We start from the raw sequence: 22,658 nt of genomic DNA, 5'->3' as shown, positions 1-22,658 counted from the left end.
AATAATAGAAAAGGCAGCTTGCCGGAGCCGGTGAGAGCCGTGCGAAGCTGCCGATGGGCTTTTGGAATCTCAGAAATGGAGTGTGGTAATTATGCGCAGGTGGTTTTCCACGATGGTTTTTCTTGCTGTTTTTTCGACGATGACTGCGGCCGCCGCTTCCGTACCCGATGAGGAGGTATCGCTCGGTGGCGTCTATTACGGGGCGTCCATCGATTATGTGCGCGGCATATACGGGGCGCCGTCGAAGGTATCGACGACAAATCAGCATCCGCTTTGGAGGGGATGGATTGATACGTATCATTACGGCGGAACCATAGACCTTACGTTCTGTAATGCCCTCATGATCCATGCCGACTGCAAAGGGAACAATGGTTGGGTTACGCCGGCAGGAATCACGGTCGGCATGGACAGGGGAACAGTACTGCGGCTTTATGGCGAGCCGGACAGGAAGGAAAAGGGAAACTTCTTTTATCAGAGCGAATCCAATGACCATATTGGTATCAAATTCGTGTTCAATGATGCAGGAAAGATTGCAAGCATCCATATCGGTCTTTTTGATTGAACGTGTTTTGAACCGTTTCTGCAATGAATGTGCCCCCGATGGATTTGTTTCTATCGGGGGTTTTCCTATGTGGCTTTTAGGATGAATTTCGTTGGGACGACGCTGGTTTCTTCCGCGCCGCAGGATCGGTCAGCCCCTCTACCGCGCCGCCGGCAATCGCCCAGAGATAGAGGCTGGCGGTGCTTGCGTAGGGGGAGTAACGCTTCCGGTAGCGCGCGAACTTTTGGCGGTCGATTTCCTTGTGCCGGTAGAGCATCCGCAAGCCGCGCTGTATCCCGAGGTCGCCGAAGCTCAGGACGTCGGGGCGCCTGAATGTGAAGATCAGGAGCATCTCCGCCGTCCAGGCGCCGACGCCTTTGAGCGAGGAAAGCGAGGCGATGACCTCGGCATCGGACATCGTCTCCAAGGCGGTGATGTCGAATGCGCCGTTCGCCGCCTTTTCAGCAAAGTCCATGATGTAGTCTGCCTTGCGAAAACTTGTGCCGACGGTCTGCAGTTCTTCGCGACCGAGGGTCAGCAGATGTGCCGCATCCACGGTACCGACTTTTTCGAGAAGCCTTGCCCAGACGGCGTCCTGTGCTTTCATCGAGATCTGCTGTCCGATGATGTGATGCACGACGGCAGCGAAAACGTCGTCAAAAGTCGGACGTTTCAGCACACCGAGGCTCTCGATGACGGCACCGAGCCTCTTGTCCTTGGCTTTTAAAAAGGCGAGTTCTTTTTCGCCGCAGGGCACAAACATGACGTTCCTCCTCACCTCGGAAAGAGCCGCTCGGATTCAGGAGAACGGCTCGCTTCATCCTTCCAGCACCTTCACATAAAGCTTGCGCGGACGCGGTCCGTCGTATTCGCAGAGGTAGATGCCCTGCCATGTGCCGAGGAGCAGCTTGCCGTTTTCGATCAGCACGGTTTCGGAAAAGCCCATCATGCTGGCCTTCAAGTGAGCGGCGGAGTTGCCTTCCATATGGCGGTAGCCGTCCTGCCAGGGGACGATCTTGGCGAGCGCCCCGGTGAAATCATGTACGACATCGGGATCGGCATTCTCGTTGATGGTGACCGCCGCTGTCGTATGCGGTACGAAGACAACGGCAATGCCGCTCTTGCAGCCGCTTTCTTCAACGGCGGTGCGTACTTTGTCCGTGATGTCCAGCATTTCCGTATGTGCGTGCGTCGGCACGTTTAAAATCTTTGTCTGCGTCATGGAGACGCTCCTTTCTAAAAGATGGCGAGCATCAGGCTGCCGAGGGCGATGAGAAAAATGCCGATGCCATGCGCGAGGCTGACTTCTTCATGGAAAATGAGCATGGCAAGGAGGACGGCGAAAACGACGCTGAGTTTGTCCACGGGGGCGACGCGCGAAACATCGCCGGTTTTGAGTGCCATGAAGTAAAAGAGCCAGGAAGTGGCTCCGGCGATGCCGCTCAGGGCGACGAATGCCAGCGCCTTGCGGTCGGCGAAGATTTCGGGCAGTTGAGCGGCATGGCCTTGTACGAGCATGACGGCAATGAGAAAAATCGCCATGATAACGCCGCGCACGGCGGTAGCGGCGCTGCTGTCAAGCCCCGCGAGCCCCATTTTGGCGAAGATGGAAACAAAGGCGGCGGAAAGCGCGGAGAGGAGTGCGTAAATCAGCCAGGATGACATGAAAAAGCCTTCTTTCGTAAGCGGCAAAGGCTTCTGTAAGAAACCTTCCTTGGAAGTGCGCCTCGTTTCGTCCCGAAGCCTCCGTAGAACATGATGAAGATGAGCGCGACCGAGCAAACCCCGTTTGCGAGGTTGTAGTTGTCGAATTTGATCTGGAAGATCCCGTTTGCTCCGAACACCATTTCCCCGGGAACGATGTCGAGTATTTTGCGATGGCGGTGTTCATTCCACGCTCCTTGCTGGTTTGCATACTTTGTCGCATGCGGCATGCGAATATCGCTGATCCTGGAAATTGTCCAGTTCATGTTATATCGCCATGTCGTCATAAGCGTAGCTGTTCTCGTAGACAAATTCAGGGGCGATGTCGATTTCTCCTTGCTGCCATGTGATCGCGCCGTGAAATAATACGGGACGGCGGAATACTTCATCATCTGCAAGCGCCCTGAATGTTTCTCCAGAGAGAATCGTTGTGTCGAATAATCGCCTTTCTCCCGTGGAGAAGGTGATCAGCATCATGCCGCCGCGCAGCGGCTTGGCTTCCGTCACCTTTATGCCGTCCTGCATTTCTCCTGCATAGCAAATATCGTTCTTTATGTACATCACGTTCACCTCAATTCATGGGGGGGATCTTGTCGAAGTGTTTGCCCTGAACGGCGAGGTTCCAAGCCTTATAGGCTTCTTCTTCATGAAAGGCAAGCCAGCCTGTAAGGATTCTTAACTGTTTTCGTGGCAGGGATCCCGCTAATAATTCACCATCGATACCGATGACGGCTTCGTGTTCCCCGTAGTACACATGTACATGCGGCTTATGGTGCTGACCGATGTCGTGAAACAGCATATAGATAATCATACCTCCGAAACGGCTTAATTCTGGCACATTGACGGCCTCCTTCCATATCAAGGATAGCATACCAGGCGAACTTTCTCAACATAAACTATGCGTCTGAATGCCGTGTATTCCTTGTTCGCGCTGCTTTTTCTATGTTACAATGAAAGCATCATGGTGCGGCAGAGTGGATGGAGGAGATGGCGATGGCCTTTTATGTCACGGGTGATATACACGGGGATATTACACGCTTTTTGCCGGAGAATTGGCAGGGGCACTATGGCTTGCCGCCGCTGGCGAAGGAGGATGTCGTCCTCATCTGCGGTGATTTCGGCATCCCGTGGGGCTTTGGCAAGGGAAGCTTGGGAACTCCTCGTGAAGGAAAGGCGACGGAGCGTGACGAGGCGAAGCTCGACGCCTTGGCAGAGCTTGGTGCGGAGATCCTGTTTATCGACGGAAACCACGAGAACTTTCCCCTCCTGTTCGCTTTTCCCGAGAAGGAGAAGTACGGCGGGCGCGTGCACGAACTGCGCCCGAACATCCTGCACTTGGAGCGCGGCGAAACATACGAGGTGCAGGGCATCTCGCTCTTTGCCTTCGGCGGCGCACTGAGTATCGACCGCGCCTGGCGCACGCCGGGTGAAAGCTGGTGGCAGGAAGAGACGTACAATGAAGATGAGTATGAAAATGCTGTGCGCCATCTCGAGGCGCTGGACTGGCACGCCGACCTCGTCGTCACGCATACCGCTCCGTTTGAGTTCATCCGCCAAAGCGGCGTACAAGGCGAGCCGCCCGTCATCCTGCACCGCCGCTTCGGCATCGACCGAACGGCGGAAATGTTTGAGGAACTCTACAAGAAAATGAATTGGAACCTCTGGTACTTCGGCCATTTTCACAGCAGCATGATCAACAAAAAAATGAAATTCCGCGGCATCTACAAGGAGATCGACCGGATTCGGTGATCGGGAAAATGCTGGGGCGAGAAGTCATGCATAGCTGAGACGTTCACTTTCGGCCTGCCGATGCATTGGCAGATAAAACATGAGGTGATTCTTCCTGCGGAGGGCAATATGAATCCATGGCTTATAGAGGAAATCGAGCGATATCTGCAAGAGAACTTTCTCGATATAGTCGCTCTGCGTGAGTTGGGTGTGAAGTTTTCTTACGGAACCAGGTATACGGAGCGAAGCGGTCAGATGCGCGAGAAACTGGACAAGATCTTTGCGCATTTTGAGGATTCGTTTGCACAGCGGCTCATGAAATTGATTCATAAAAAGGGGAAGAGTGAGGTAGAAGTCTATAAGAAGGCGCAGCTTGACAGGCGGCTCTTTTCCAAGCTTCGAACAGACGCGCGCTATACGCCGAGCAAGCGGAATATCATGGCACTCGTGATTTCTCTTGAGTTGAATATGAAGGAGGCAGACGATCTTTTGCGGCGCGCTGGTTATGCGCTCTCGTCGACCCGCAAGGAGGATGTGATCTTGCGATATTTCATTGAGCAGGGGGAATACGATCTCTTTCTGATCAATGATGTGCTTGACTACTATGGTCTTCCGATACTCGGCGACAGTGCTGCGCATTGATCGCATTGTCTCTCTGATAGCGACCGCAAGACGCAGCCTGCATGCTAGACTGGACTCGTAAACAAGATTTGCGGGAAAGGCGGTGTGGAGGATGCTGAATATGGCGTTTCGCTTTGATGAAGATAAATATAGGTGGGTGCCATGCACGGATGAGCATGAGATCAATGCGCCGATTGAGGAATTGCCCTATGTGCTTTCATTCTACTACGGAGGAACAGATGAGCTCATTGGCAGTGAAAACGGCTATGTGCTTTGCCCCTATCATTGGAGGCTGGAAGAGGTCGAGCAGCGCCTTTCGCATGGCGTCCGTTCCGTATGCGGTTGCGAGATTTGCGGACTTTCCAATCACGGCACTTTCGACATGTCGCAGGGGCGTCCGAGGCCGCTCTATATTCCGTTTCGTTGGCGGCTGTTTCAGCGCACGCCGGATGGCCCGCTGAATGTTGCGGCGGATGTGGCAGAGGTACGGTACGAAACGAAAGGTGTAAGCCTGCAATGGCATAATTTCGCCCTTTCAGTATGGGCGGTGCGGCGGCGTTGGGAGTGCACGCGGATCCGTGTCGATGGGAAACTGCAGCCGTGGACGGCGTGCACGGCTGTTTACGTTCCTCCGGTGATTACTGAATTGGCTCTTGACGCGTTGGCGAGAGGGATCGAGCGCAGCTGCGGCATTCGTCCGAGCAGTCTCAGTCGAATGTATGGAGCATCGATGATTACAGCGTACATCGAGCGCCCCTTCGATCCGCACATCGTCTACCTCAAGAAGTTCCTTGCGCATGCTGTGGAAGATTTTGATGAGACGTTTCCTTACGAGGAAACGAATCCCTACCGTATTCTCTGCGAATGCCTGGAAATTCATCCGTCGAAGAGCGTGCGCAGGGCGTATACTTACACTCCGTATGCCATTACATGGTACCTGCTCTTGCGTCAGATGGGGATGCGGGAAGTTGCGCTCATGCAGCCGTTTTTGGAATTGGAGCCGGAATGTGATATCGGAGAGCAAAGAATCAGCGAATTTTATTTCGAGCCGAAGACGCGACGCGTGGAGTTGTGCAATAGCGGCAATCGCCTTTTGTGGGCGGCACTGGAAGAACATGCCGCTTGGCTGTGCAGACAAAAGGGGGAGAAGGCTCTTGCCGATTTCCTTGGGGAGAACTATGTATGGAAAAGAATGACGCAGTGCCGCAAGGATATCCTCTTAAATTTCCGGCGATATGGTGCACAGCTCACGCCGGAGGTCAAGCGACTCCTCCTGCGTGAAGGGCTGACGCAGTATGTGCGTGACGCGATTGCTTGGGAAGTCGAGGCGATTACGTCGGAAGATGAACCTCGGCGAATCCTCTACAAGCCGGAAACTTTGTGCTATCAATGTTGTGTCAATGACTATGATTTTCGCCTCGTCCATCATACGGACGAACTTGCGCCGCTCGGTATCGCCTTGCATAACTGCCTTGCAAGCTATCGCAGCTACGTGATCGAGAAGAGTTCCATCATCGTTGCCGTCTGCAAGGGTGAGCGTTATGTCGCGTGCATCGAATTGGATCGCAGATGTCATATCATGCAGGCGCGTGTCCTGGGGCTGCTCTACCAACGCGGGCGTCTGATGCGCTGTGATGTGCAGCGAGCGCTCTATTGGCTCTCATGGGCGGCGGATCACGGGGACGGCGAGGCGGCGCTGGCTGCAGAACGATTGCAGCGCGCGATATCGTCGGGCAGTATGGAGCGCGACCTTGCAATTCTCAGGGGAATACAGGAACTTCGCCGGCGTTTTCCGATGAAAGGAGGAGCGGCATGATGGATAAGATCGAATTTCGCTATACGAAATTCTCCTACGGGATGGATGACTATGCTGTGCCGGTGGTGGAAGTCTTCATTTGCGCCTGCTCGTCCGTATGCCGCGTGAAGCGAATGTACCGCTCGAAACGGAAAAGAAGAATATGTCGTAAGGTATCGAAGGATGTTGGCGGAATGTGTCATTTCCGAGGGGTGGCATGCATCTGAGCCGAACGAGAGAAAGACTGTGAGGATGGCCTTGTGTGCATCGTGGCAGAGATCGAAGGCGAATGGGATGAAATGAATAAGTGATTTTGGTTCAGGTTGTTGGAAAGCGGTCGGCAGAGGCTGCGTTCTCTAGAGAATAGGAGGTTTCGTATGGCGGCATTCAATTTTGAGAAGCTGAAAGATCCACTGTATTTCGCGGAGAACCGTTTGCCTGCACATAGCGACCATATCTTTTATCGCGACGAGATGGAGCTTGCACGCGGCATATCCTCGTTTTATCGTACGCTTGGCGGTGTTTGGCATTTCGCTTATGCTCGGAATGCGAGGCACATCCCGCAGGGATTTGAGACGGCGGACTATGACTGCTACGACTGGGAGACGATCCATGTGCCGGCGCACATCCAGATGGAAGGGAATGGTGTACCGCACTATACGAGTACGGCCTGCCCGTGGGACGGGCGCGAAAACATCGTGCCGGGTGAGATTCCTGTGCGGGACAATCCCGTTGGCTGCTATGTAAAGTATTTCACGGTGCCTGAGGGATGGGATGATGTCTATATTTCCTTTGGCGGAGTGGACGCAGCGCTCGCACTCTTCCTCAATGGTCATTTCGTCGGCTACAGCGAGGACAGCTGCACACCTGCGGACTTTGATCTGACGCCGTATCTCGCAGCGGGGGAGAACAAGCTGGCGGCGATGGTCTTTCACTATACGAGTGGAAGTTGGCTCGAGAATCATGACATGCGGCGGTTTTCGGGAATTTGCCGCGATGTCCTCCTCTACACGAAGCCGCGGCAGCACATCGAAGATATTGCCGTTCGGGCCGTTCCGGTTGAGCGGGATGGATGTACTTACGGGCAGATGGATGTGCGTCTTGCATTCAATGATGCGTCAGAAAAGCATGTCGAGATCCTGCTCTGCGATTCGGATGGAGATTGCATATGGGGAGATGAGGCGGTCATCCGGGCAAAGACCCATGCGTTCTCGGGAGAGGCTGTCTGCGTGCTACTGTGGAGCGCGGAGCGTCCATGGCTCTACAATCTTATGTTTTATGTGTGTGATGCGGCGGATGCTTTGCAGGAGGTCGTGCGCGTGTGCGTCGGTTTCCGCGAGTTCTGCATCCGAGACGGAGCCATGCAGATCAACGGCGAGCGCATTGTGTTCAAGGGAGTGAATTGGCACGAGTTCGACTGTGACCACAGGCGGGCGATGGAACCTGCGCTCGTCGAGCAGGAGTTTATCGCGCTGAAGCGCGCGAATGTCAATGCGATCCGCACGGCACACTATCCGAACAGCAATCGCTTCTATGAGTTGGCAGATCTTTATGGATTTTATGTGATCGATGAGACAAATTGCAAGACGCACGGATCGTGGATGAAAGATGGCACATGTGTGCAGGAGACGCACAATCTGCCGGGTGATCGCGAGGCGTGGCTGCCCGCTGTGCTCGACCGCGCAAAGTCGATGTACGAGCGCGACAAGAACCACCCGTGCATCCTCATCTGGTCGTGCGGCAATGGGGCTTGCCGCAGTATCTATGAGATGAGCGAGTACTTTCACCGCGTCGATCCCACGCGCCTCGTGCATTGCGAGAGGATTTTTGGAGCAAGCAGCGTTCCGGCGAGGAGTGATGTGGTGAGCCGAATGTATGCGAAGGCAGAGGAGATCGAGGCGTTTCTCAAGGAACATCGCGACAAACCTTTCATTTGCTGCGAATATACGCATGCGATGGGCGCCATGCACAAGTATACGGAACTATCGGAGCGCGACCCTCTGTACCAGGGCACCTTCATCGGGGATTTTGGCGATCAGGCGATTCGTCGGCACGGTCGCTATGGGGAGTCTGCACTCTTCTGCGGCAGCTACTTTGGCGACCGTCTGCCGGCAAAGCTGCAGGAGGTGAAGTACCATTACCAGGACTTTGTTCTGCGGCCTGTGTGGAACGGCGTAGAGATCGAGAACAAGAGCCGCTTTTTCTATGCGGAGAATTATAAGCTGCACCTTATGCTTCATCTCGATGGGCGTGAGATTTGGGAAACCTGGCAAGAGGGGCATCATGTGGCGCCGGGAGAAACAAAGCACATCGGCAGTGTGATCTACCAAATGCCCTACATGGGCGAGGGGGAGTATGTGTTGACGGCATCGCTTCAGCTGAAACATGCGGAGCTGTGGGCACCAGTGGAATATGATATCGCCTTTGGACAGGCCGTTGTTGTACCGCCTGCAGATGCACAGACGCGCCTTTTTGATATTCTTGGCCGATGTGATGCTGCGCCCGTCTATACGCCGCTTGTTGCCTATGGGGATCTGCGTGTGGTGCAGGGAGACATCAACTTCGGTGTGCAGGGGGAGGGATTTTCCCTCCGGTTCTCGAGTGCGCAGTGCAATCTCGTCTCTTATTGCTATGGTGGGCGTGAACTGATCGAGGAACTGCCGCAGCCGAGTTTCTGGCGTGCGCCGATCGACAATGACTGCGACAGCGGGCGCGTGGCGGACACGGCACAGTGGAAACTCGCGAGTTTCTATCGCCGCTGCACGCGCATCGAGTACAGTGTGGACGGCGAGGATTTCGAGATGGTGAACGGTTTCTTCGGCAGACGCGATGAACGGCGTGCCAAGCGCGTCACCGTACGCTTTACCTATGCGCTTGCCACGGAACCTGCTTCCGCGTGCAGGGTCACCTATACGGTGGTGGCGAGCGGGGAAATCGGTGTCACGATGGATTATGAGGCGGTAAAGGGGATGCCCGAGATGCCGGACTTTGCTATGATCTTTACGCTGAATGCAGACTATGATCGCATTCGCTTTTATGGCTATGGACCGAAGGAGAATTACATCGACTGTGCGGGGGGAGCACGCCTTGGCATCTATGAGAGTACGGCGGCGGATGAGGTCGAACCGTATCTGCGTCCGCAGGAAATGGGAAATCATTGCGGTGTGCGGTGGATTGAGGTCACGGATCGCAGCGGGCACGGTCTGCGTCTCGCAGGCGATGTTCCGTTTGAGGCATCGGCACTCCCGCACAGCCCGCATGAGCTGGAGAGAGCACGCCATGCGTACGATCTGCCACACTCCAAGCATATGTATCTGCGCGCGTCAGCAGGCGGGTGCGGCGTAAGCGGAGGCGACCGCGGGGATGCGCCCGTACGCACAGGGATTGGGTCGAATGAAAAGAGACATTTCCGGTTCATGATGAAAGGGATTTAAAACAGCTGCGACTGTTCGGCTGCACGGCGGCAATTCATGGGGCGGTGGACACGGAACATCGTTCGAGTCGTTGGATGCCGGCATGGATCCGTCTCCACGGAATTTGCGAGGTGACTCGGGAGGAGTGCAGGATGGAGGCATGCCTCTTTCGTTTTCGTGTTTTGGGTATGAAAAATCCCGCTTGTTGAGAGTGTATTCAACAACAGGCGGGATTTTATCATTCCCCTATATTTCTCGAGCAATTCGTGCGTTTGCTGGATATGAAATCTCAATAGTACCAGTATTCCTTGATGTAATAGGACCAGCCCAGGGAATCCATGCAAAACTCAAAGAGCTGATCCTTGGGGATGACTACAGTCGTATGATCTCCCCGCATGGTGTTTGTTTTATATCGCCACATATCCGATTTGTACTTGCTGAAATTCCAATGGACGATACGCACCAACTCTCCGTTTCGTACTTCTTTGGCGGACACCTTGAAATATCTTCCGCTGTCGGAGGTGCCGCTCGTAAGCGTATCATCCATAACGTAGATATCGACATTCTCAGAATTCCAATGATCGACCCATACATCCTTTGCTTCGCAGACGTATGTTGGCAGTAAAATTGCTGCAGATACGATCAGAGCCATGAGACAAATCCGTTTTTTCATTTTGCAATCCTCCATTTCAAGTGACAGCATGGCTGATGCTGCGATTCTTTGCCAAACTCTTTCGCCGACCGGGCTGTTTATTTTCACGGCTCGCACTATCTTTGAGATGGCACTTTCATATTTCGCGAAACGTTGGGGATCTACCTTCTTTTTGATGATTTTATGCATAAACTTTTTGAGGATGGTTATGAAAAAATTCGGTTTATTATGCTTATCATAATATGTACCTTCCGCTTGCGTTGCCAACGTCTTACTTTTTATGGACGGAGAATTCTTTTTCCAGCAGTTCTTTGGATTTCTGTGAATCCTCGTAGTTCTTTCTGGCACGGGCTACAAATTTCTTAAAGATACCGTCCTGCAATTCAAAACCCATCGTCCCGTCATCATTGATTGTCGGACGCAGTCCTTCGAGAAAATCGGAGTAGTCGTAACTCGGATGGAACTGTACAAACTCCATCAGCTTTTCTGCTCGTCCGTGAGGCTCGTATAACCATCAGCATGGCCGTTGCTGATGATGTCCGCGGCGATTTCCTTGGCCAGATAGGACTTGCCGGTACCGCGGGTGCGCCTCTGATGCTATTTATTTGTGGAGCACGGACGATGCTTTTATCAGGAAAGCAGGACAAAGACAGGCTTGACGCGAATTTAAGAATATCCTGACTATGGAGGCGAGACGATGGACAACAAGAAGGAAATGGAGCGGGCGGAGCTGCATCGGGCGATCTGGCAGATTGCGAACGATCTGCGCGGCTCGGTGGATGGCTGGGATTTCAAGCAGTATGTTTTGGGCACGCTCTTTTATCGCTATATCTCGGAGAAGCTGACGAATTACCTCAACCGTGAGGCGCATGAGGCGGGCGATACGGCGTTTGATTATGCCGCACTGTCCGATGAAGAGGCGGAGACGGAGCGCGAGAATCTTGTGGAGGAGCAGGGGTACTTCATCCTGCCGAGCGAGCTTTTTGCCAATGTGCGAAAAAGTGCGCCGACGAATGAAAACCTCAATGAAACGCTGGAAAAGGTATTTCACAACATTGAAGCCTCGGCGACCGGCACGGCGAGTGAAAACGATCTTGCGGGGCTTTTTGAAGATCTCGACGTCAACAGCAACAAGCTCGGCGCTACGGTGAAGGAGCGCAATGCAAAGCTCGTGAAACTCCTCGACGGCATCGGCGAAATGCAGCTTGGGCACTATCGAGACAATACGATCGACGCTTTTGGCGACGCCTATGAATATCTCATGGGCATGTACGCTTCGAATGCCGGCAAGAGCGGCGGCGAATACTATACGCCGCAGGAAGTCTCTGAGCTTCTGACACGCCTCGCGGTCATCGGCAAGGCGCGGGTGAACAAAGTATACGACAAAAGCACTTCGAAAATGATACAACTGCAGGGGCGCGGAAATGCCTTGATGTCGGGGGGATTCAGCGGTTTTTAGGCTGCTCGGGCAAGGCGGTATAGCTGGAATCTAGAGCGAGAGATGAAAAACAGTTATTTCGATAGCATACCCTGAAACGATAGAAAAAGCTATCGTTTCAGGGTATGCTATCGTTAAAATGTAGAACCAACATGATGATTATGAAACAATGGATGCTTTGATATATTCGCTGTGCTGGACGTGTTGAGTTCTTGAATGATATGAGAAAGTTATCGTTCAAAAATAGACCTATCGTATAAGAATAGAAGAAATGATGCGTTAGATATCTCGTAATTTTTGAAAGGTGAGATAGGAATTTACGAAGAGCTTGGAGAAATAGTTACAAGGTTAACAGGGAAGTAAAGATGCTGTCATGAGGAGTAGAATTAAACATGAAAAAGTTTTTATCTATTGCACTGGTAGTTGCTTCGATGCTTATCTTTGCGCCGAATTGCGAAGCAACGGATGTATGGGTTGAGCATTGGAACAACGAAAATATCGATGTTTTTATCATGGATGATACGATTGTGAGTTATAGAGGCGCAAGAAGTATTGGGTTTACGGTTTCTACTAAATTGGTGAAAAATGGAACATTACAAAGGGTGATAAGCTGGACATTTGATAGTCTCAAAGGATGGAAATATTCAACTAACGATGGGCAACACTTTAACTCACCTGCGCTCTTCAAAAATAACATTTTTGAATTCTGCATGAATCAATTAGGCTGGATTTATAGCATACGAGATGATGACTCCTATTACTGAAATATTTTGCGTACGATATAAGGTTGAATTGTTCTAAGATGTGACTTTGCTGCATGAACTAACTGTAGGATTCTTTTTTTGTGTAACCTGTTGTTCGTCTAGAGATATGCTTAAAAAAGCATATGGTAAATAAGTCGTTATTGAGGATACTACATCATACGAATCTGAAACAGCGTTGCTCTATTTGAAAGTTACATGCGAGGAGTGATACTATATGGGAATGGATCGAATCGAAATGAAATTAGTAAAATGGCTCAACCCGAGGATAGAAGATGGGAGTCCTTATTTCTCTGCGGATGACGGAGATACTGTTGTTAAAGTAAATCCATTTCAAAATTTGCTTGAGATGATTACGTTTTATTATGGTGTAGCGGAGCGTAATAATCTTGATGAATTGGACGCTTTCCTTGACAATGCATATTCTTTGAAGAAGGATCAATACCCCAAACTCGTTGACGCAGAGGACATAAATTATTTTATTCTGCGATCCGTTGAGGACAGTATGCTTCAGAATAATAGTCAAAGTAAAAATGAGGCATGGATGGATTTCGATGAAAATGATCTGAAAGAACTCCTAAAGAACAAATTTTTTAAAGAATATAATAAAAAGGTTTTACATAGAGCCATCGATTTTAAAAAAGGAGAATTACTTTATGAAAAAGATGGACGTAAGGTGTATGAGTGGACGGGAGATTTTACACCTGATTTAGGTGGCATGACATCCTATGCCCGAGACTATGGGATGTTAGAACTCTATACCTTTACAAAGCTGCAGGCTCAGGCCGCGAAACAGCTTTCAGAGAATCGAACCACGATGTTGTGGTGGTTTTGGTGCTATGATGATGTAATACAGAACTTATATGAATGTAAATTTTATGAGTGCATTGCGACGGTGTATCAAAAATATGGGAAAACATGGTTTTCGAATTCGAAGATGGTGAACACAAGACTCGACCCCATATTATATAAGTGGGCGACTTATGGTGTTTTTGCTGCACAGCAAGTGGGGAATATTGAAGAACGAGTCTTGAAAAATGATTTGGTCGATTTGCTAAGCGAATTCATATTGTCTTCCGCGATGGCAGATAGAGTCAAAGAAAATCAAGATATTATCGACTATTTAAAAGAATGCATAACAAATTTTTCGATAAAAAGTGATGAAATATTACAAGAAAAATTATTGGGGTTACGTCATGAGAATGTCCAGTTGAAAAAAGATAATGAAACTTTACAGAAAAACTATAACTTGCTTCGCGAACAAATTGATAGCTTGCAGTTAGATCAAGAAAGAACCGATGAGGAAAAGATTGATGCGATACTGAGCCGTATTTATACTTTCATGCCGGAAGACATCAATTTTGATCAGAGTAAATATAAGTTGACGGATATTTGGGAAAAGTTTGCGCCGATTACACAAAAAGATATAAAGACATCTTTAGCTATTTACGAAAAATTAAAGACACCGGATATTGCCTCGTTTTTGTTCGTTAGCAGCCTTGAACGGGAGATGAATTTGAACTTTTTTGAACCGTTCAAAAAAAGTCCTAGCTATAAAAAAATCAAAAATACATTTTGTCGTGATAATAAATTGTTGGATGTGCACAAGGCATTGTTTGATAAATCGCGTCATCCAACCTTGGGAAATATACCGTTTGTAAGAAAGGCAATTTCATCCCAGAAAAATCAACAAGGTAGTGAAGTTGTAGCCGCTTTCAAGAAGTTCCTTGGAAGTGAACGGGAGAATTTTTGTCGAATTTGTGATGCCATAGAAAAGTACCATCTAGGTATTAAAAAATATACTTTGGTAAAATTGCGTAACGGATTAGCGCACGGAGATGTTTCTGTAAAAGAAGGCTGTGATGAAAGTTGTTATAATGATCTAGTGAAAATGTTCTATGAGCCGCCTATACAGATTATGTTTTCTGTTATTGCCCATTCGAAAAAATGATTGCGAAGCTTAGTATCGAGATGTTAGTCTACATTAGTTAGTCGTACTTGTGCATATGGCACGCGATTTTGTGCAAATCAGCATGAAGGAGTAGGATTAAATCTGATGAATGGCGAAAAAGAAACATGGTCTTAGGAAGTTTTCGTCTCGCCGGGCAACGACAGTGAGGCATTGCTCGTTGACAGAATCAGTGTGTATGTACCGAAGAATTTGCGCTAGCTGTGTGAGAGTTCCTTCGGGCAGGGAGGCGCTGTTGGATGCCTTTGCCGATGTGCAGGGACAGTTCTTCGCCAAGCGTGCGTTGGAGATCGCGGCGGCAGGCGAGCACAATCTGTTGATGGTCGGCGTGCCCGGCTCGGGTAAGACGATGCTCGCGCGGCGCCTGCCGCCGATGACGCGGCAGGCGCCGCTTAAGGTGAGAGGAAGACTTACAGTATCTTCTTTTTCGTATGCGCGATGAACGAAGTAACGTCGATAACGATATGATGTAATGCTTGTATTGATACGGAAAGAATACCGATTTTCAAGGATTTTATGGCATTGACAGCATAGGGGGTATACCCAAGCGGTAGGATAAAAATAAGAGTCAATACGGAAAATGGTATTCAAAGTGCATAGCATATAGTATAATTGCAATGAAATGGGAGGGAATGTGATGCAGAATCCTATTTGTACTGCAATTTGTGAAATCCGTGGCTATGAATCTTGTGATTTTATGTATTTACTATTTCTAGCGATTCTTTGAAAATGGAACGAGGGAAAGCAAGTGGAGCATTCAGAAGCATATATAAGTTTTAAAAACAAGATGATGCATTTTCAAGATGATATAGAAATTATTGATATGTTCTATGCGTTGATAAAAAGAGATAATTGGGAAAATAAAGAAAAATTATTTGATATGTTTGACAGAGAAAAACATAAAAGTATAGCACGGTATAAGATTTGCGATGCTAATAGGGAAATTGTAGTAACTCATTTGCGTGCAACAATGTATGCTGCATATGTAAAAGAATTATATGAAGAATTAACAATTTATTTAAAAGGAGTCATTTTAGAATCGTATAAAAATGCTACCAATACACCGGAACGTATTGTTGGGAATCATTCTTTTAATATGTCTGCCACAGAAGTTTTGAAGCGTATACGTGATGGCAATATAGAGAAAACTGTTATAGATAATATATTTCAATCTTTAGAAAGCGAACGCAGTACACGTTCGCTTATAGAAAAAGCATGTAAGAAGCTCGGTATTGAAGTAGAAAAAGAATTGATAAATAGTGCAGTATCCTATTTGGATATACGTCATAAACTTGTACATGCGGATGGATATGCGGATGAAGCTTTTAGAAAGAAACATCCACATTTAGAATATACAAATGGATTTTACATAAAATTAACATATAGAATATTATCAGATATGCGACAAACTATTTTTGATCTGGTTGAGGCCATTGATAGAGACGGATTGCGAAAAGAGCTTCTAAAAGATCACATTAAAAGATGATGTTGTGGTCAAGCAGTTTTGTAACATGAATGTCCAATAAATCTACGACGAATACGGGCTGTGAAGAAAAGTCTGTAAATCAGATTTTCTATGATTTATGGGGATATTAATAAGGCAATCTGTTTGGATACATAATTGCCAGTCCTCCTCGGGTCTTTCTCGAGTTCCTTATCGACATCGTCCATTTCTTTGTGGCTTCAAATGTCGCCAAATAAAGAATTTTTAATAATGCTTGAGCACTTGGAAATACGCTTCGTTGCCAGTTTAAGCTACGGTAGTATGATGCGTTAGACTTTCAATGATATTAGTGGTATAAAACGAGGTGCGATCACCCACAGAAAACTTGAATATCAGTGTTATGACATCCCAATAATCATACCATCTGCGCATGGCTGGTGGATAATGAGGACTCCATTTTTTATCCACCTCTTCCAGTCATTTGAAGGCGGTCTTTTCATCGGGAGCTGTGTATATGTTGCGAAGATCCTTGGCAAAGAGCTTCATATCCTTATGCGCCACGTATTTCAGGGTATTGCGTACCATGTGTACGATACAGCGCTGATGTTCCGTTTCCGGAAAGACCGTAGCGACTGCTTCCTTGAGGCTACTAAGCCCGTCCGAGCAAAGAATCAGGATATCCTGAACACCTCGATTTTTTAGGCGGTTAAGAACACCAAGCCAGTATTTGCTGCTCTCATTTTCCCTGATTTCAACGGTTAAGACTTCCTTTCGCCCAGCGTCGTTAATTCCTACAACGACATAGGCAGCCAGTTTGCTGACCATACTGTCATGGCGCACGGAAAAATGGACGGCATCGATGAAAACGATTGGACAAACGCCGACAAGAGAGCGGTTCTGCCATTCCTCAATGTGGGGGAGAATCTTATCGTTTACCACCTGTGGTTAAAAAGAAGACTGTCGGTCTTGGGGGACTTCGATCCGAAATCTCCCATAGCTGCTATTTAATGTTTTGGTTTTGTACCCATTGCGTGCGTTCTCATTGTCGGAGCTTTGGGATTTCTCGTAGCCCAAATGCCATCTCCATCATTTCCTTGATGGTTCCGCCTAGCAGGTCTTTTAGTGCATCTTGGATGTCGGATGTGCTCTCAATGTCATACTCTTGAAAGAGTTGCTGAATGAACGCTATTTTCCCATCGGTCATTTTGACTTTGTGAACTTCTTTTTGATGTGCTGCCATAATTAAAGACTTCCTGTGATTAGATTTTATCATAGAAGACCTGTTTCTTCGAGTGTGAAGTTTTTTACAGAGTTTCTTTCACACACTCGATGGCGGCTCAATGATTCGCAACCACATGGCTCACTTTTTCATGGACATTCACATATTCAATTAAGACTTATTCCAAAAACTCGTAGCATAATCCTTAAATTTATATCCATAATTGTTTCTAAAAACAATTATATCTAAGCCTAAACTCACTAATTCAGACAAAATAAGTCTAAGCATCTGAATAGATATATAGTTAAATTCATATTCAGAAATAGCTAGCTGAGAATTATATTTAATCTTTTTTGAATTCATTTCTTTATACAAATGTTTTATAGGTGATAAGACAAATTCATATTCAGGTATAATATTGGCAACACCTTTATCAGAAAACTCTGTGATAATTGTAAATTCACCTTGTTGTTCTATGTCTTGGTTTATATTTGCAACTCTATCTTGAAGTGCCTCTAGATACCTACTATATTGTACGAATTTGCTCCCTTTTCCTTTGGCTCTAAAAATTCGTTTATCACCGTAATATAGTTCATATGAAATTAATTGACCATATGGTTCAAATTGAATTCCCATACCTTTAGCGTGATTTGTTGAATATACACTTCTTATTTTTACTTGTCTTTGGAACATATATGAACAAGTTGCAAGCTCAATATCTAACCAAGAAATTGCCTTTTCTCCCCTAAAATCATCAAGCGTTAATTTACCTTTTTTGCAAGTAAAGTTTCAACAGTAAAAAGACCCCAAAGACCTTTTAAAGAAATAGCAAATTTCAGTGGTAAATTATATCTATCTGCAAATTTTTTTCTCTTTTGCAAATTCCCCTGTGATATTTTAAATATTTCATTATCTGTATGTTTTACCTCAAGTAACATCTCATAGCCGTCGCACATTTCTATTTTAAAATCTGGAGTATATTCTCCTGTAATATGGGATAATCCTTCGTCATAGGCTTCAAAATGTTTTAATACTTCAAGTGATTTTAAAATAATAATAAAATCGGCTTCTTTTTCTTTACCGACAATTCTTTTTTTATATTCTTCATAATCAATATTTAATAACCGTGCTAAACTCTTTTTTTCATCCTCGGTTCTATCAATTGCGAGTTGACTAAATGCTAATATTTTATTTAAATCCATTAATGGCTACCTCTTAAACTCTAATTTTTACACTTAATATCTTTAATATCGTACCATATTTCATCTTAGTTTTATAGGGCAAGATCTTGCTTCTTATCTGTGTTGAGTCGGTGAATTCCTTCGATGTGTACGGGCTGCCCTGATCGCTATGAAGAATCAGACCTTTGCTTCTCTTTCGTTGACTGCTGAGTGCTTTGCCAAGCGTTCGGATTGCCAAATCACTCGTCATGCGCCGATCCGTCAGGCTTGCAACAACGCTGCGGTCATGCAGGTCAATAATCGTACAGTTATATCGGACATCGCCTCCATGGAGAAATAAATAGCTGAAATCTGTCGCCCATTTTTGATTGATTTGTGGTGCTGTAAAATCTTGTTTGAGCAGATTCTCAAACTTCTTATGCTGCGTACCGCCTTGATATCTCGGAGCTTTTCGCCGCACAATGGAGCGCAGCCCCAGTTCCGTATTCATATACTTATGAACCGTGAAGGCGGAAAGTTCGATGCCATTGCGCGCCAAATAAATCCGCATCCTGCGATATCCGGCAATGCCGTTGGTTTCATGATATATGGTTTGGATTTGATGCAGGATATCTCGTTTTCGGGTAGCTTCTTTTGCCCGTCTGTGCTTTCGGTGGTTGTAATAAGCATTCGGATAAATTTCCAAACGTCGCAGCAGCCACCGAACACCAAACAGATCCCAATATTCGTCTATGAACCGATAGGCCTCTAGTCGATTCCTTTTGCGAAGAATGCCGCCGCTTTTTTTAGGAAAAGATTTTCTTTTTTCGCTTCTGCAAGTTCTTCGCGCAAGCGGCGATTCTCCTTCATGAGTTCCAGATCATTCTGGGCGGTTGGGTTTTTTGAGGCGTTTTTCCGGCATTCTTCGCTGAATTCTTTGCACCATTTGCAGATGCTTGCTTTTGAGACTCCTAATGTTGTTGTGACAAGAATCAAATCTCCTTTCACTAGAGGGTTTTTCTTTCGACAATCCTGTTACAACTTTAGTTTACCACAACACAAGATAACAACTACACGGCAGATACTGTCTTGGTTTCCGCTGATTGGAAAGACATGATTTCCCTCTCGAATGTTGGCGAGGGCAACGTTATCTTCTGGGTCAAGGCGACGAGTACGTCGGATGAAAGCCCAAAGAACGACACCACGGTTGACGTGCAGGCGGAAGGGCTGATCGTAGAAGTCTGAGGAGGCGATGGCATGGCGTTCAAGTACATCAATCCGGGATATGCCAACCTGCTCGATACCGACACAGGAAAGACGGTGGAGGGCGAAAAGTACAGCAGGAGCGGCATATCTTTCTGGCAGCCTAAGAAGGAGCGCGGCATTGTGCTCGCCGAAGCGGTGACGGAGCTTTACGGCAAATTTGACGTGTACTTGCACCGTGAAAGCGATTCCAGCGAGGATAATTTTGAGGTCAAGGTTGCGCTTGCAGGGTGGCATGGCGCAAGGATTTCAAAAAGATATGACGATTGGTACGTCAGCGGAACCTTGCATGCGAGCTCTGTAATCAGCGTGACAGGGAGTACGGATTATCAAAACTTCAAGGAAAGATCGCACCTCAAACTGGACGACGTCAATACGCTGTATTTCCACGTCAAATATAAACCGGGCACTCGCGAAGGTTCTGTAACCCTCATAGTGAATGGTGCAGAACTCAGTACAAAGTCATACGAGGGGGATGGCGTCTTCCAAGAAAGCAAGGTGCTGGAAATTGTGAGCACTGCCAGACATGGGCTGATCTCCAACATTATTCTGTCGGACAGGGAAATCGATCCGAGGGAACAGGTCGTCATGCTGCCGGGCACGATTACCGAAACGACGATGACGAACTCCGGCGACGGTATTTATACGGCGACGGCTGCAGGGCAGATTCTTCTGCAGACAGCGGATACGACGGCATTGGCTGCAGCATATGGCGAAGAATCTCAGGTGACGGGAATCGCGCTCGTCGGCAATCCCGCCTATCGAACGGCGGAAGGGCTTTGCGCCCTTACGGCACTTGAGAAAAACGGCGAGACCGTTACGGAATACGGCAGGCACATTCTGAAAGGTCAGCCGACAGGCGCCATCGTGGACAGCCGCGCCGTAGCCATGCGTTTGACGGAGCTTGCAGGGAGAAAGTTCGGCTGGAAAGCGGGGGAATGAGATGAACGCCTTGCTGAAACCGCAGATTTTCATTTCGTGGATTCCCTACGGCAAGGAAAATCTCTGTCCTCAAATTTGGGTTACAATCATCCCCGCGCCCAAGCACAGGGAAACGGTGCGCGTAGATACCATACGCCAAGTTACTGAAACTGCAGCAGCAAGAGCAGACAGTCAAAGGCAGGTTTGCAGCACCAGCCGCATTGCCGCAGATACAAGGCGCACGGTCACTTCTTCCGCCATCGATTGGACGAGCGCCAGATTCCTGCGGCGCGTGGCAAAAAGCAATATCGTTTCTGCCGCCACGCGAAGATGCGTCGGCGGCATTTATGTCTGCGTCCGCTGTGACACCTATCGCACGCTGTCTCCGAATTATTGCATTTCTCGCGGGGCGACGGGGCGCGAAGTCGTCAAGAGTGAGACGGTTCGTGGTGACACCAAGCGCACACCAGGGGTGGGGAATCAAGCGGGTGCGAGGACGCAGCGCAGGCTCGGCAGGGGCAATCTCGCTAAAGCCGCACTGCGCCGTACCGTCGTGGCGCAGGTGTGCGTCCGTTTTGACACCTTGATTCGCGTGCCGCATGTGCTCGAATACGTCAAAACATCCCGAGGAAGAAGAAGCAAGCGTGCCGTATCACAGATCGTCGACAACTTCCGTGCCCATGGCATCCGCTCCTTTGCCGTCACGCTCGGCGAGATGACGCTTTCCGACAGCTTTCAGATGGAGACGGTGCAGCCGTTTGCCATCGGCGATGCCGTGCGCGGTCAGCTACTCGACTATCGCTTCTCCTTCCTCGTGGAAGAAACCCTCCAACGGGACTTGCTTCAAACGGTGAAAGGCGCGTACAGCAAGGACGCGACGCTCTACTCTGCCATTCGCATCTTCGTGAAAGAAGCGCAGGCTTCCGGTTACGCGCAGTCCATCGCCGCCGCGCTCGGCTTGCATCTCCGTTGGGCGTGTGACGATTTCACGCCGTCGCAGAATTTCGAGGACAGCGGCATGACGTACCAAGACTTCATCTCCGCGCTTTTCGGTTGGACGGCGAAGCTGCCGCAGCGGCAGGTCAATGTGTTCATCCGCGAAGATACGCTGCATATCGTCCAACGGGGCAGAGAAGCGTCCGTCCTCGACATCACGGACTGGCCGCATGGCAGGCCGACGGTGGAGCGTTGCCTCGTGCGCTCCCTATGGCACAGCGGTCACGCTTCCGAGACGGCAGGAAATGCCTACAATGAAGAAGATACCGAGCCGATTCCCTTTACGGGTACGATCTCTTGGGAAGAGATGAGCCGCACCTATCACAACGGCTTTCTGACAAGCGAAACGAATGAGAAAGGCATGACGCGATACACCTATCACGGCGAATATTTGACGAGCAAGCAGACGCACAACAAGGACGGCTCCACGAGCCGCACGGAATATACCTACGCCGAAACCAAGCGCGACGTGTATCTCGTCAAAGAATGGGAGCGTACCACCGAGCCAATCAACGACGGGAAGAAGCACACGGAATACGACTGGACGGACTGGAACAACGAGCACGGAACGGAGCGCCTTACCTACCACGCACCACTGGGCTACGGTTGGTATGTGACGATCGTCTACGTCGACGGCAGTTTGGAAGGCAGCACGCTCTCGCAGGGAAAGCCCGGCGGCAAGGCAAGCCGCTTCACGGTTGAGCAGTCCAATCTCAGTCTCGGCTCCAGCTATTCGCGTGACGACGATGATGCCCCCTTCACCTCGCTGATTGATACGGAATTTCCCGTCAAGGGCGAAGCGTACTTGAAGGAACTGACACAGGCAATTCTGTGGCTCAACCGCAAGACGCAGGAAACCGTCACGCTGGAAGTTTTTGCGAATATTCAAGACGGTGTGCCGGATGTCGGGCATATCGTCGATTTTACGGAGCGCATAAGATTCGAGGGCAACGAATATTTCCTGCAGTCGAATGCCGTCGAACTTACGCCGCGCTCTCTCAAGCAAACCATAAAGATGACGAGGTGGTACTGA

The 22,658-nt window shown here is 48.7% G+C and carries 24 protein-coding genes and 2 pseudogenes; 13 read left to right on the top strand and 13 right to left on the bottom strand.

Features of this window, described 5'->3' with window-relative positions:
• Positions 1-91: 91 nt before the first annotated feature.
• The gene (locus tag ACRTGH_RS02480) at positions 92-562 is read left to right on the top strand and encodes a hypothetical protein (protein WP_368847047.1); all 471 of its coding nucleotides are present in this window, start codon (positions 92-94) and stop codon (positions 560-562) included.
• Between the two features lie 76 nt (positions 563-638).
• On the opposite strand, the gene ACRTGH_RS02475 is transcribed toward ACRTGH_RS02480, so the two are convergent.
• Genes ACRTGH_RS02475 through ACRTGH_RS02450 form a run of 6 tightly spaced genes read right to left on the bottom strand, consistent with a single transcriptional unit; the run spans position 639 to position 3,083 of the window.
• Entirely contained in the window at positions 639-1,304 is a 666-nt protein-coding gene (locus tag ACRTGH_RS02475; protein WP_368847048.1) for a DNA-3-methyladenine glycosylase family protein, read from the bottom strand.
• A gap of 54 nt (positions 1,305-1,358) precedes the next feature.
• A complete protein-coding gene (locus ACRTGH_RS02470; RefSeq protein WP_368847049.1) occupies positions 1,359-1,763 on the bottom strand; it encodes a secondary thiamine-phosphate synthase enzyme YjbQ in 405 nt (134 codons plus the stop codon).
• Between the two features lie 14 nt (positions 1,764-1,777).
• A complete protein-coding gene (locus ACRTGH_RS02465; RefSeq protein WP_368847050.1) occupies positions 1,778-2,206 on the bottom strand; it encodes an EamA family transporter in 429 nt (142 codons plus the stop codon).
• Positions 2,191-2,511 (bottom strand): hypothetical protein, encoded by a 321-nt coding sequence (locus ACRTGH_RS02460; protein WP_368847051.1) that lies wholly within the window; start codon positions 2,509-2,511, stop codon positions 2,191-2,193. Before ACRTGH_RS02460 ends, ACRTGH_RS02465 begins: the two co-directional genes overlap by 16 nt.
• Position 2,512: 1 nt before the next feature.
• Entirely contained in the window at positions 2,513-2,806 is a 294-nt protein-coding gene (locus tag ACRTGH_RS02455; RefSeq protein WP_368847052.1) for a DUF2442 domain-containing protein, read from the bottom strand.
• A gap of 10 nt (positions 2,807-2,816) precedes the next feature.
• Complete coding sequence (locus ACRTGH_RS02450; RefSeq protein WP_368847053.1) at positions 2,817-3,083, bottom strand: DUF4160 domain-containing protein; 267 nt, start codon at positions 3,081-3,083, stop codon at positions 2,817-2,819.
• Between the two features lie 155 nt (positions 3,084-3,238).
• Here ACRTGH_RS02450 and ACRTGH_RS02445 point away from each other — a divergent pair, with 155 nt between their 5' ends.
• The 4 genes from ACRTGH_RS02445 to lacZ all read left to right on the top strand — a co-directional run bounded on the left by ACRTGH_RS02445 (position 3,239) and on the right by lacZ (position 9,823).
• On the top strand, positions 3,239-3,994 hold the full coding sequence (locus ACRTGH_RS02445) for a metallophosphoesterase family protein (RefSeq protein WP_368847054.1): 756 nt from the start codon (positions 3,239-3,241) through the stop codon (positions 3,992-3,994).
• 108 nt (positions 3,995-4,102) lie between these two features.
• Entirely contained in the window at positions 4,103-4,615 is a 513-nt protein-coding gene (locus ACRTGH_RS02440; RefSeq protein WP_368847055.1) for an XRE family transcriptional regulator, read from the top strand.
• A gap of 100 nt (positions 4,616-4,715) precedes the next feature.
• Positions 4,716-6,410 (top strand): hypothetical protein, encoded by a 1,695-nt coding sequence (locus ACRTGH_RS02435; RefSeq protein WP_368847056.1) that lies wholly within the window; start codon positions 4,716-4,718, stop codon positions 6,408-6,410.
• Between the two features lie 356 nt (positions 6,411-6,766).
• Positions 6,767-9,823, top strand: coding sequence for a beta-galactosidase, LacZ type (gene lacZ / locus ACRTGH_RS02430; RefSeq protein WP_368847057.1), 3,057 nt, complete (start codon positions 6,767-6,769; stop codon positions 9,821-9,823).
• 268 nt (positions 9,824-10,091) lie between these two features.
• Here the strand turns inward: lacZ and ACRTGH_RS02425 are convergent, their stop codons facing one another.
• Positions 10,092-10,475, bottom strand: coding sequence for a hypothetical protein (locus ACRTGH_RS02425; RefSeq protein WP_368847058.1), 384 nt, complete (start codon positions 10,473-10,475; stop codon positions 10,092-10,094).
• A 250-nt stretch (positions 10,476-10,725) separates the two neighbouring features.
• On the bottom strand, positions 10,726-10,932 hold the full coding sequence (locus ACRTGH_RS02420; RefSeq protein ID WP_368847059.1) for a hypothetical protein: 207 nt from the start codon (positions 10,930-10,932) through the stop codon (positions 10,726-10,728).
• 219 nt (positions 10,933-11,151) lie between these two features.
• On the opposite strand from ACRTGH_RS02420, the gene ACRTGH_RS02415 reads away from it, so the two are divergent.
• The 5 genes from ACRTGH_RS02415 (at position 11,152) to ACRTGH_RS02395 (ending at position 16,108) form a co-directional block, all read left to right on the top strand.
• The gene (locus ACRTGH_RS02415) at positions 11,152-11,913 is read left to right on the top strand and encodes a type I restriction-modification system subunit M (protein ID WP_368847060.1); all 762 of its coding nucleotides are present in this window, start codon (positions 11,152-11,154) and stop codon (positions 11,911-11,913) included.
• A gap of 371 nt (positions 11,914-12,284) precedes the next feature.
• Positions 12,285-12,656, top strand: a complete 372-nt coding sequence (locus ACRTGH_RS02410; protein WP_368847061.1) for a hypothetical protein — start codon at positions 12,285-12,287, stop codon at positions 12,654-12,656.
• Between the two features lie 214 nt (positions 12,657-12,870).
• Positions 12,871-14,604 carry a hypothetical protein gene (locus tag ACRTGH_RS02405; RefSeq protein ID WP_368847062.1) on the top strand — a complete coding sequence of 578 codons (1,734 nt, stop codon included), beginning with the start codon at positions 12,871-12,873 and terminating at the stop codon, positions 14,602-14,604.
• A 253-nt stretch (positions 14,605-14,857) separates the two neighbouring features.
• Positions 14,858-15,064, top strand: a complete 207-nt coding sequence (locus ACRTGH_RS02400) for an ATP-binding protein (RefSeq protein WP_438474578.1) — start codon at positions 14,858-14,860, stop codon at positions 15,062-15,064.
• Positions 15,065-15,370: 306 nt separating this feature from the next.
• Positions 15,371-16,108 carry a hypothetical protein gene (locus tag ACRTGH_RS02395; protein ID WP_368847063.1) on the top strand — a complete coding sequence of 246 codons (738 nt, stop codon included), beginning with the start codon at positions 15,371-15,373 and terminating at the stop codon, positions 16,106-16,108.
• 106 nt (positions 16,109-16,214) lie between these two features.
• On the opposite strand, the pseudogene ACRTGH_RS02390 reads toward ACRTGH_RS02395, so the two are convergent.
• The 5 genes and pseudogenes from ACRTGH_RS02390 to ACRTGH_RS02370 form a co-directional block, all read right to left on the bottom strand.
• Positions 16,215-17,306 (bottom strand): annotated as a pseudogene (locus tag ACRTGH_RS02390) (IS256 family transposase).
• Between the two features lie 150 nt (positions 17,307-17,456).
• Positions 17,457-17,978 (bottom strand): hypothetical protein, encoded by a 522-nt coding sequence (locus ACRTGH_RS02385; protein WP_368847064.1) that lies wholly within the window; start codon positions 17,976-17,978, stop codon positions 17,457-17,459.
• Positions 17,979-18,046: 68 nt separating this feature from the next.
• A complete protein-coding gene (locus ACRTGH_RS02380) occupies positions 18,047-18,487 on the bottom strand; it encodes a hypothetical protein (RefSeq protein WP_368847065.1) in 441 nt (146 codons plus the stop codon).
• Positions 18,488-18,500: 13 nt separating this feature from the next.
• On the bottom strand, positions 18,501-19,238 hold the full coding sequence (locus tag ACRTGH_RS02375) for an IS3 family transposase (protein WP_368847141.1): 738 nt from the start codon (positions 19,236-19,238) through the stop codon (positions 18,501-18,503).
• Positions 19,214-19,453: a hypothetical protein gene (locus tag ACRTGH_RS02370; RefSeq protein WP_368847066.1), complete on the bottom strand. Its 240-nt coding sequence runs from the start codon at positions 19,451-19,453 to the stop codon at positions 19,214-19,216. The genes ACRTGH_RS02375 and ACRTGH_RS02370 overlap by 25 nt, the downstream gene beginning before the upstream one ends.
• A 54-nt stretch (positions 19,454-19,507) precedes the next feature.
• On the opposite strand from ACRTGH_RS02370, the pseudogene ACRTGH_RS02365 reads away from it, so the two are divergent.
• The 3 genes and pseudogenes from ACRTGH_RS02365 to ACRTGH_RS02355 all read left to right on the top strand — a co-directional run.
• Positions 19,508-19,690 (top strand): annotated as a pseudogene (locus ACRTGH_RS02365) (hypothetical protein); the annotation flags it as partial.
• A 12-nt stretch (positions 19,691-19,702) separates the two neighbouring features.
• Complete coding sequence (locus ACRTGH_RS02360; RefSeq protein ID WP_368847067.1) at positions 19,703-20,650, top strand: hypothetical protein; 948 nt, start codon at positions 19,703-19,705, stop codon at positions 20,648-20,650.
• A gap of 1 nt (position 20,651) precedes the next feature.
• Positions 20,652-22,658 carry a hypothetical protein gene (locus tag ACRTGH_RS02355; RefSeq protein ID WP_368847068.1) on the top strand — a complete coding sequence of 669 codons (2,007 nt, stop codon included), beginning with the start codon at positions 20,652-20,654 and terminating at the stop codon, positions 22,656-22,658.

The sequence above is a fragment of the Selenomonas oralis genome (assembly GCF_051603425.1).
Taxonomy (GTDB): Bacteria; Bacillota; Negativicutes; order Selenomonadales; family Selenomonadaceae; genus Selenomonas; species Selenomonas sputigena_A.
The sequence above is the reverse complement of the archived record's forward strand: the minus strand, read 5'-3'. Positions and strand labels throughout refer to the sequence as shown.